General features: G+C 37.5%; 10 protein-coding genes. 9 read left to right on the top strand and 1 reads right to left on the bottom strand.

Annotated features, from left to right (window positions below):
- Positions 1-368: 368 nt before the first annotated feature.
- Positions 369-527, bottom strand: a complete 159-nt coding sequence (locus P4L16_07840) for a hypothetical protein (protein ID MDR3625031.1) — start codon at positions 525-527, stop codon at positions 369-371.
- Between the two features lie 228 nt (positions 528-755).
- Here P4L16_07840 and P4L16_07845 point away from each other — a divergent pair, with 228 nt between their 5' ends.
- The 9 genes from P4L16_07845 to P4L16_07885 all read left to right on the top strand — a co-directional run.
- Positions 756-1,523, top strand: a complete 768-nt coding sequence (locus tag P4L16_07845; protein ID MDR3625032.1) for a MotA/TolQ/ExbB proton channel family protein — start codon at positions 756-758, stop codon at positions 1,521-1,523.
- A gap of 10 nt (positions 1,524-1,533) precedes the next feature.
- Positions 1,534-1,956, top strand: a complete 423-nt coding sequence (locus P4L16_07850) for a biopolymer transporter ExbD (GenBank protein MDR3625033.1) — start codon at positions 1,534-1,536, stop codon at positions 1,954-1,956.
- Positions 1,957-1,964: 8 nt separating this feature from the next.
- Positions 1,965-2,936 (top strand): hypothetical protein, encoded by a 972-nt coding sequence (locus P4L16_07855; GenBank protein MDR3625034.1) that lies wholly within the window; start codon positions 1,965-1,967, stop codon positions 2,934-2,936.
- A gap of 4 nt (positions 2,937-2,940) precedes the next feature.
- A complete protein-coding gene (gene tolB / locus P4L16_07860) occupies positions 2,941-4,266 on the top strand; it encodes a Tol-Pal system protein TolB (GenBank protein ID MDR3625035.1) in 1,326 nt (441 codons plus the stop codon).
- Between the two features lie 76 nt (positions 4,267-4,342).
- A complete protein-coding gene (locus P4L16_07865; protein MDR3625036.1) occupies positions 4,343-5,035 on the top strand; it encodes an OmpA family protein in 693 nt (230 codons plus the stop codon).
- A 23-nt stretch (positions 5,036-5,058) separates the two neighbouring features.
- Positions 5,059-5,721, top strand: coding sequence for a LysM peptidoglycan-binding domain-containing protein (locus P4L16_07870; protein MDR3625037.1), 663 nt, complete (start codon positions 5,059-5,061; stop codon positions 5,719-5,721).
- A 1-nt stretch (position 5,722) separates the two neighbouring features.
- Positions 5,723-6,529 carry a glutamate racemase gene (gene murI / locus P4L16_07875; GenBank protein MDR3625038.1) on the top strand — a complete coding sequence of 269 codons (807 nt, stop codon included), beginning with the start codon at positions 5,723-5,725 and terminating at the stop codon, positions 6,527-6,529.
- A gap of 51 nt (positions 6,530-6,580) precedes the next feature.
- Positions 6,581-7,324, top strand: coding sequence for a hypothetical protein (locus tag P4L16_07880; protein MDR3625039.1), 744 nt, complete (start codon positions 6,581-6,583; stop codon positions 7,322-7,324).
- Between the two features lie 169 nt (positions 7,325-7,493).
- On the top strand, positions 7,494-7,804 hold a 311-nt coding region (locus P4L16_07885; protein ID MDR3625040.1), incomplete at its 3' end, for a GxxExxY protein.

Genomic DNA, 7,804 nt, shown 5'->3' on the forward strand with positions numbered 1-7,804 from the left:
ATGTAACGTACTCGTTGAAAACGCTATCACAAAATATACATAATAATTTTTTGCATTTTACGTTAACATGTCATTTCTATGAGAAGAATTTTCTTATAATTTCCTATTTTCTTTCGTAAAACATCCCGCTCCTAATTGCTGATAGTGGGTGTAAGCGCAAAATAGAAACTTCCGGTTTCTAACAAGAAGGCGATTTCTACTTTGCTATTACATATTTTTTATGTTTAGAAACGTCTTCCTATAGCGAATGCCCTAAGATACTATAACGCAGGCCTTCAGCATGCAAATCATGTTTTGGAGCACCTAGGGCGTATGCCCTAGGTGCTCTCACGAATTCGCAAGAAACTCACTTTAGCATAAATTCGGTGTCACTCTTGTATTATTTGTGCCAATTGAATTCCTGATGAATAAGTAAACCCACCCACAGCCTTTTTACCTGCTGCCTTACCAAGTTGCTTAGGTTTTTTCTTGGCGTTGTTAACTTTATCACTATCTTGATTTTTTGATTTTTTCTTCGATACTACCATAAAAAACCTCTTACATAAAAAATTTATACATATCATTATTACTAATACCTCACTAAATAATATGCAAATATTTTTTGATTTTAACACCCAATGCATCATCATTTTATCTATTGATAATTCTCTACTTAAACTCTATAGTAACGTGAGTTTTGGATATATACACAAACAAGTTCAAGAATTGTTTGTGTATAGATTTGAAACTCGCATTAATTTAAGGAGAGCACACCCATGATAGTTTCGCTTTTTACAAAAGGCCTACTCTTTGCAACTAACCCTCTCTATGCAGCTTATGCTGATTCTGACTTGCTTGGAAAACTTATTTTTTTATCTCTTCTTGCCCTCTCCATCATTAGCTGGATCATTTTCTTCCAAAAAACTTGGATCTCAAAAACAATGCGTAAACTCGCTCTTGAGTTCAAAAAATGCTTCGAAAAAACAAAGCATCACCCTCTAAATGTACAAATCAACACCCTTAAACAAAACACATCCCTTCCAAACCCTCTTCTAGACATCTATCTAGTCTTAAAAGAACAAACTTTAGAACTACTTAACAAAAACAAATCCTTCCACCAAACAGAGGAGAGTGATGATAAGCAAGATGTATTTCTCTCTCCATCAGATATTGATTTAGTTGCATCTTACTTATCAACAGCTGTGTCTACAAAAACAAAGCACCTAGAAAAAAACCTTTTTATCCTATCTACAATTGTCACATTAGGCCCTTTTCTTGGCCTTCTTGGAACAGTATGGGGGATATTAACAACGTTTTCAACGTTAAGTAGCAGAGCAGGAAGCCAGAGTAATGATGTTATTTTAAGTGGACTTGCTATGGCACTTGGAACCACTATTTTAGGGCTTTTGGTAGCCATACCGGCTCTTATCGCCTACAATTATCTCAAAAACGATGCGAGGGAATTTCAAATAGAAATGGAAGACTTTTCCACTCTAATGCTTGCTACGGTCGAACTTCAATATCGTAAAGTGGATGTAAAATAAAGTAAGCCTCATGAGACGTCGTATTAGAGCTATTAAATCTGACAATAATGAAGAAGCTATGATCAACCTAACGCCTCTTATCGACGTTGTATTTGTCATGCTGATTATGTTTATTGTTGTAGCTCCCATACTGGAGCTAGATCAAGTAGAACTTGCAAAGGGGCACACAAATACAAAAGAGATTTCTTCTTCCATGAAGGATTCTAGCCCCATTTCCATCCATGTACAAAAAGATAACACCATCTTCTTTAATAAAATGCGCGTATCTGTTGCAGAGTTACGAAAACTTCTAAAAGAGGCAAACTTAAAAAATCCCAATGTTACGCCCCTTCTATTTCATGATAAAAAAGCACTCTTTGGCACATACCAAGAAGTGAAAAATGCAGTAGAAGATGCTGGATTTAAGGATTTGAATATTGTTTTAAACCCTTAAAGAAGCACATGATGAGCCCAAATAAAGACCCCTACAACATACGTCCAAAGTTCATAATTACTGTGATCTTCTTTCACGCTCTATTACTCTGGCTCTTATTTTTTCAAAATGACACTGCAAAATTATCTCCCAAAGAAAAAAAGCTCGTAGTTCAAAATGTTAAGTTATCCTCTCCAAAAAACACTTCTGCACAGCCAAGTCAAGTACTACCTGTAGTTGAAAAAAAAGAAATACCTGCTCCTATACCAAAAGAAACAATACCTGAAGTCAAAGAAGAACTCATTCCAGAACCACAATCTGAACCCATTTTTGAGCCCGAACCAGAAAAATCTTCTACTCCAAAACCAGTTGTAGAGGAAGCACCTGTTCCCATTGAAAAGAAGCCCACTAAACCCAAAAAGAAAAAAGAAAGCGTTAAAAAACCACCTGCACCTGCAAAAAAAACAAAGCCCACAGAAAATAAAAGTGTAATAAAAACAAAACCTAGTGCACCCAGCACGCCAAAAGTTAAAACGCCTACAAAAGCAGAGCGAGAACTTTCACAAAAAAACCAAGAACTTCTTCAAAGCATCGAAGAAAGTATTGCAAAAATTGGCAAAAAAGCTGATAAGCTTTCTGACAAAAGTGCACCACTAATCCATATTCCAAAAGAGATTACCTCCTTACACATCGACAGTTCGGTAACTTTTGATATAGGAGGAGATTCCCATGAAAGTGCTTCTCTCAAAAAAAGCTATGAAGAAGAACTTTCTCTCTATCTTAAAGCGCTATTACAACTACCAGAATATGGAGACGTGAGGCTTTCTTTAAAATTAAACCGTAGTGGAAAAGTGGTCTTGGTAAAGTTCATTAAAGCAGATAGCGAAAAAAATAAACATTATTTGGAAAAAGCCCTGCCAAAAATTGCCTTTCCTCCGTTTGGCTCCCACTTTAATGATAGCGAAAAAACATTTACATTAACCCTAAGCAGTGACTTATAACTCTATGTACAAACTTATATCAGACTCCTTATGTAATTATGCAAGAAGTCTACTCTTATTAATCACCATTTTAATCACATGCCATTTATCCTCTGCAGAAAATGATATTATTGTCTCTCTTTCCACCAACACAGAGCTCACACCTATCTCTTTAGAAGTGTCTGAAGATGCAGCTTTTCCAGCTTCTTACTACAAAAGTTTTAACTCTGTGCTTTCTTTTGATTTGAACCACAATGCTCTTACACAAATTGTAAAGAAAAGCAATGTAGCTTATAGCTTAAAAGTAGATATAATAGACAAACAACTCACAGCCCTACTTACTTCCACAACAAAAAATACAATCAAAAAAGTAGGGCCTATAACGCTTTCAGGAAGGCTTGCAGAGGATCGCAAACAGATACATCAACTCGCCGATTTTGTACATAAGGCAATTTCTGGAAAAGATGGCATTGCTACAACAAAAGTTCTCTATACCGTTAAAGTCCCAAACGAAGATCCTACTTATAAATCCAAATGGGTTTCAGAGGTATGGGAAAGTGATTATGATGGAGCAAATGCAAAACAGATCACACATGAGGGAAGATATTGTGTGACCCCCGTTTATTTAGCTCCCAAACCAGGTTTTGCACCAGGTAGCTTCTTTTATGTCTCTTACATCATTGGTCAACCAAAAATTTATGTTGCCTCCCTTAAAACAGGAAAAGGCTACAGACTTACCTCCCTTCGCGGTAATCAGCTGATGCCGGCTATAACAAAAGCAAGAGACGCTGTCGCTTTTATTTGTGATCTTGCTGGAAACCCTGATCTTTTTTTGCAACCCTTTGATCCGGAAGTAGGTGCTGTTGGCAAGCCAAGACAAATTTATGCTACGATGAAGGGTACTCAAGGATCTCCAACCTTTAGTCCTGATGGCAAACAGGTAGCCTTTGTTTCTAACAAAGATGGCAATCCAAGAGTTTATGTCATGGCAATACCTCCCGAGGGACTAGAGGCCAAAGAAATGAAACCTGTGCTTATTTCTAAATACAATAAAGAAAGCACAAGCCCTTGTTGGTCACCAGATGGCACAAAACTTGCCTACAGCTCGATGACTTCTGGCAGCCGGCAAATTTGGATCTATGACTTTCTTACTAAAAAAGAAGAACAGCTTACAAAGGGTTTAGGAAATAAAGAAAATCCTTCTTGGGCACCCAATAGTTTACATATTGTTTTCAATAATGATCTTGACAATGAGCTTTATATAGTCAACCCTCACCAGACAGAGTCTGTTAAAGTAAGCTGCGGCTCTGGAGAAAAACGTTTTCCTTGTTGGGAGCCTAAAACAAAATAATTTGCTTGTAAATTAACTGCTTTTTCAATTATACCACTCTTAATTAATTACATAGTAGTCGGCGGGGGATTATTCCATGAAAATAAAGACGTTTTTTTTACTTTTTAATATTGCGGCCATTTGTTTGGTTCAGACTGCTTGTCAGCGCTCGCCAGGAGATTTTTGGGAGGATACAAAATCTGCAGGAAGGCATTTAGGACAGGGCGTACGCACACTTTCTGGAAGCCGCGCCATTTCTAAGCAAGTAAACCACCCAGGTGAGTTTTACGGTCCAAATGACCACGAGTTTATTCCTCTAAGAGATGAAGACATTTCTAACAGACTTGCCCTAGAAGGCGGTGCAGACCAACCCATGCGCACACCAGGAGAAGCTGGAAGTGGCTTGCCAGGAATTGATGGTTTTAGCTGCCCTACAAGCGCAGAACAGATTCAAATCTTCAGCAATGTTCATTTCGAAACTAACGAGTACGCTGTACGCGGCATTGAGAATGAACAAATTGTTATGGGCATTGCCAATTACATGAAAAAACATCCTAATTTGAACATCTTTATTGAAGGGCACTGCGACCAAAGAGGACCCGCAGCGTTTAACCTGGCTCTTGGTGCGAAGCGTAGTAATGCTATTCGTAATGCCCTTATCCAAGATGGCGTCAATCCAGAACGTATCCATACAATATCTTATGGAAAAGAAAGACCTTGTGTTGAGGGAACGGATGCAATGGCACTAAAACTAAATAGAAGAGCTGAGTTTAAACTCTATTTTCAATAACTTAAGTTGAAGGATAGTTCGTCATGTATCCAGGCAACTTGAAGAAATATTTGTGTTGTTTTGCTTTGCTAATCATCTTTTGCGCTTCTACAATACCCCTAGAAGCGCAACAAAAAGACCGATCTTTATTCTCTCTTCAGTGTGAGCTGGAAGATATAAAGCAAAAGGTACACTGCTACGAGCTTGAGCGTGATATTTTAGAAGAGAAAGTGAATACTCAGGGAGAACAAATTGTAAAACTTCAAAAAGAGCTTACAAAATCCCAAAATGCAAATGAAGAATTATCTAAAGGTAAACTTGGTCAGTTTGAAAAACGCCTTACAGTCGTAGAGCAAAAAGTAGATGGCTTTATCTTAGACTTAAAACAACTCAAATCACATGCAAATGACACCTCTTCTTCCCTTTCAAAATACAGCTCAAAGATCACGGATATTGAACAGAGTTTACAAACCAATGTAACTAGCCTTAAATCAGCTCTTCAATCTCTTGTAAAAGTTGCCTACAAAGGCTCTGAAAGCGGGATTATGGACATGGCAACATCTTCTAAAAGTTATAAAGTAAAACCAGGAGACACTCTAGAGCGCATTGCAAAAAATCATGGCATAAGTGTCGATACTTTAAAAAAACGCAATAACCTCAGTAAAGATCGCATTGTCATTGGGCAAGAACTCACTTTAGAGGACTAAAATGCACAAAGGGCACGATTGCATCGGTATTTTCGACTCAGGTGTAGGCGGCCTAACCGTTGTGCGCCAAATTATTGACCTACTTCCCAACGAAAATATCGTCTACTTTGGTGACACAGCAAGACTTCCCTATGGCAGCAAAAGCGAAGAGACTATCTTGCGCTATTCCATTGAAAACACTGTTTTTTTAATGGAAAAAAATATCAAACTACTTGTTATTGCTTGTAATACCGCAACCGCCTTCGCAATTGAAAAGCTCAAAAAGCTCTTTAATATACCGATCATTGGTGTGATTACGCCAGGCATCGAAAGGGCTGTTATATCTACAAAAAATGCTCGCATTGGCATCATTGGAACAAAGGGAACTATTCAGTCTGGCGCTTATCAAAGAGGCCTACAAGCACTTCTTCCTCATGCATCTATCCATCCTATTGCATGCCCTCTGCTTGTGCATCTAGTAGAAGATTTTTCCCTTGATCATCTGGCCACTCGCCTTATCATCCAAGATTACCTAAAACCTCTTCAAGAACAAAATATTGATACGCTCGTGCTTGGCTGCACGCACTATCCTCTTCTAAAAAAAATCCTTTACGAAGAAATTGGCAAACACATTTGTCTTATCGATCCCGCAATAACATGCGCACAAAAAGTACAAGAAGTACTCAACCAAAATAACCTAAATACAAAACAAACAACTCCAGGAACAAGAGAATATTTCGTCTCTGATGACCCAAAAAAATTCTCTACTATCGGCACTCAATTCTTAGGCCTTCCCTTAGACTCCGTCCATCATCATCATCTAACTTGACAAATTAAAATTATTAATGCATAATTAGGGGAAATAAATATAGGTGATTCCATGTCTATAGAAAGCATTTCCTTTTGTAACAAAGATTTTCAAACTCTAGCAAACTGGGCTGAGCACAATCAAAAAGATAAGACTTCCTCGCTTCGAATACAAAAAAATGGTTCTCTTTATGAGCGCTCTATCAGTAATAAAACAACAAAAGATACCTCATTTTTAAAACGTTTCTGGAATGCAGTAAAGAAATTTTTTGTAGAGGGGCGCAATTCAGGATCTACTCACCAAAAACTTATTCAAAAAATCTCTACAATATTAGACTCCGAAGTAGAGGGTGTACTCAAACGCATCCATGATGCAACAGATCTTTCCTCCAATCCCAAAGAGCTAGAACATTGCAAAAAAATCATACAGCAAGAGATTCAACATTTAGACAAGGTTGCATCAACATTAAAGCTCACAGAAGATAAGCTTTTAAAACAAGGGGAGAGGGGAGCTTTTTTACCTAAATTAATCAAAACCGATCTTACAAAAGAATTTGCAAAAGTCGCTCATAGCGCTATAACTACAACAACATCGCGAGTTACAAAGCTTTGGCAATCAAAAATACAAACCTACCTTGCTCAGGAATTCGAAAAAACAATTCGGGCCTTTGGTCGTAAAAATGGCGTCTTCCAACTTCACTTTGGTTCATCATCAGAATCATCAGCCGATGTTAAATATCTTAAAAGAGCCGAACTCATCCAGACAGCCAACCAAATTAGTAAGCAGTGGCAATTGGGAATTGAAGTTTATTCTTAAATCTTCATTAGACATAATGTAATCGCGCGCCCTTAACCAAACGTCAGCTCGATTTTTAACTAGGTTATTGTTAACAACTTAAGCTCTTGTTCATTAAAATTTAAAGCTGGTTTTTTGGAATGAAACACGGAGCCACAGAGACACGGAGAGTGCTTTTATACATAACGATTTGTCTTATAAAATTATTGGAGCAGCTATTGAAGTCCATAAGGTGCTTGGAGGGCCTGGTTTGCTTGAAAGTGTATATGAGTCTGTATTATGTCATGAATTGTCGTTGCAAGGATTGCAAATTCAAACACAAGTCCCTGTAAATGTAATATACAAAGGGTGTAAAATTAGGGAACCACTTTATTTGGATATCCTAGTTGAAAATAAAATTATCATTGAAATTAAAGCAACAGAGAAAGAGCATCCTATTCATTCTGTTCAACTTCTTACATACTTGCGCTTAACAAGACATGAACTAGGTTTACTCATTAA

The organism is Chlamydiales bacterium (assembly GCA_031292375.1).
In the GTDB taxonomy this organism is placed as follows: domain Bacteria; phylum Chlamydiota; class Chlamydiia; order Chlamydiales; family VFKH01; genus JARLHF01.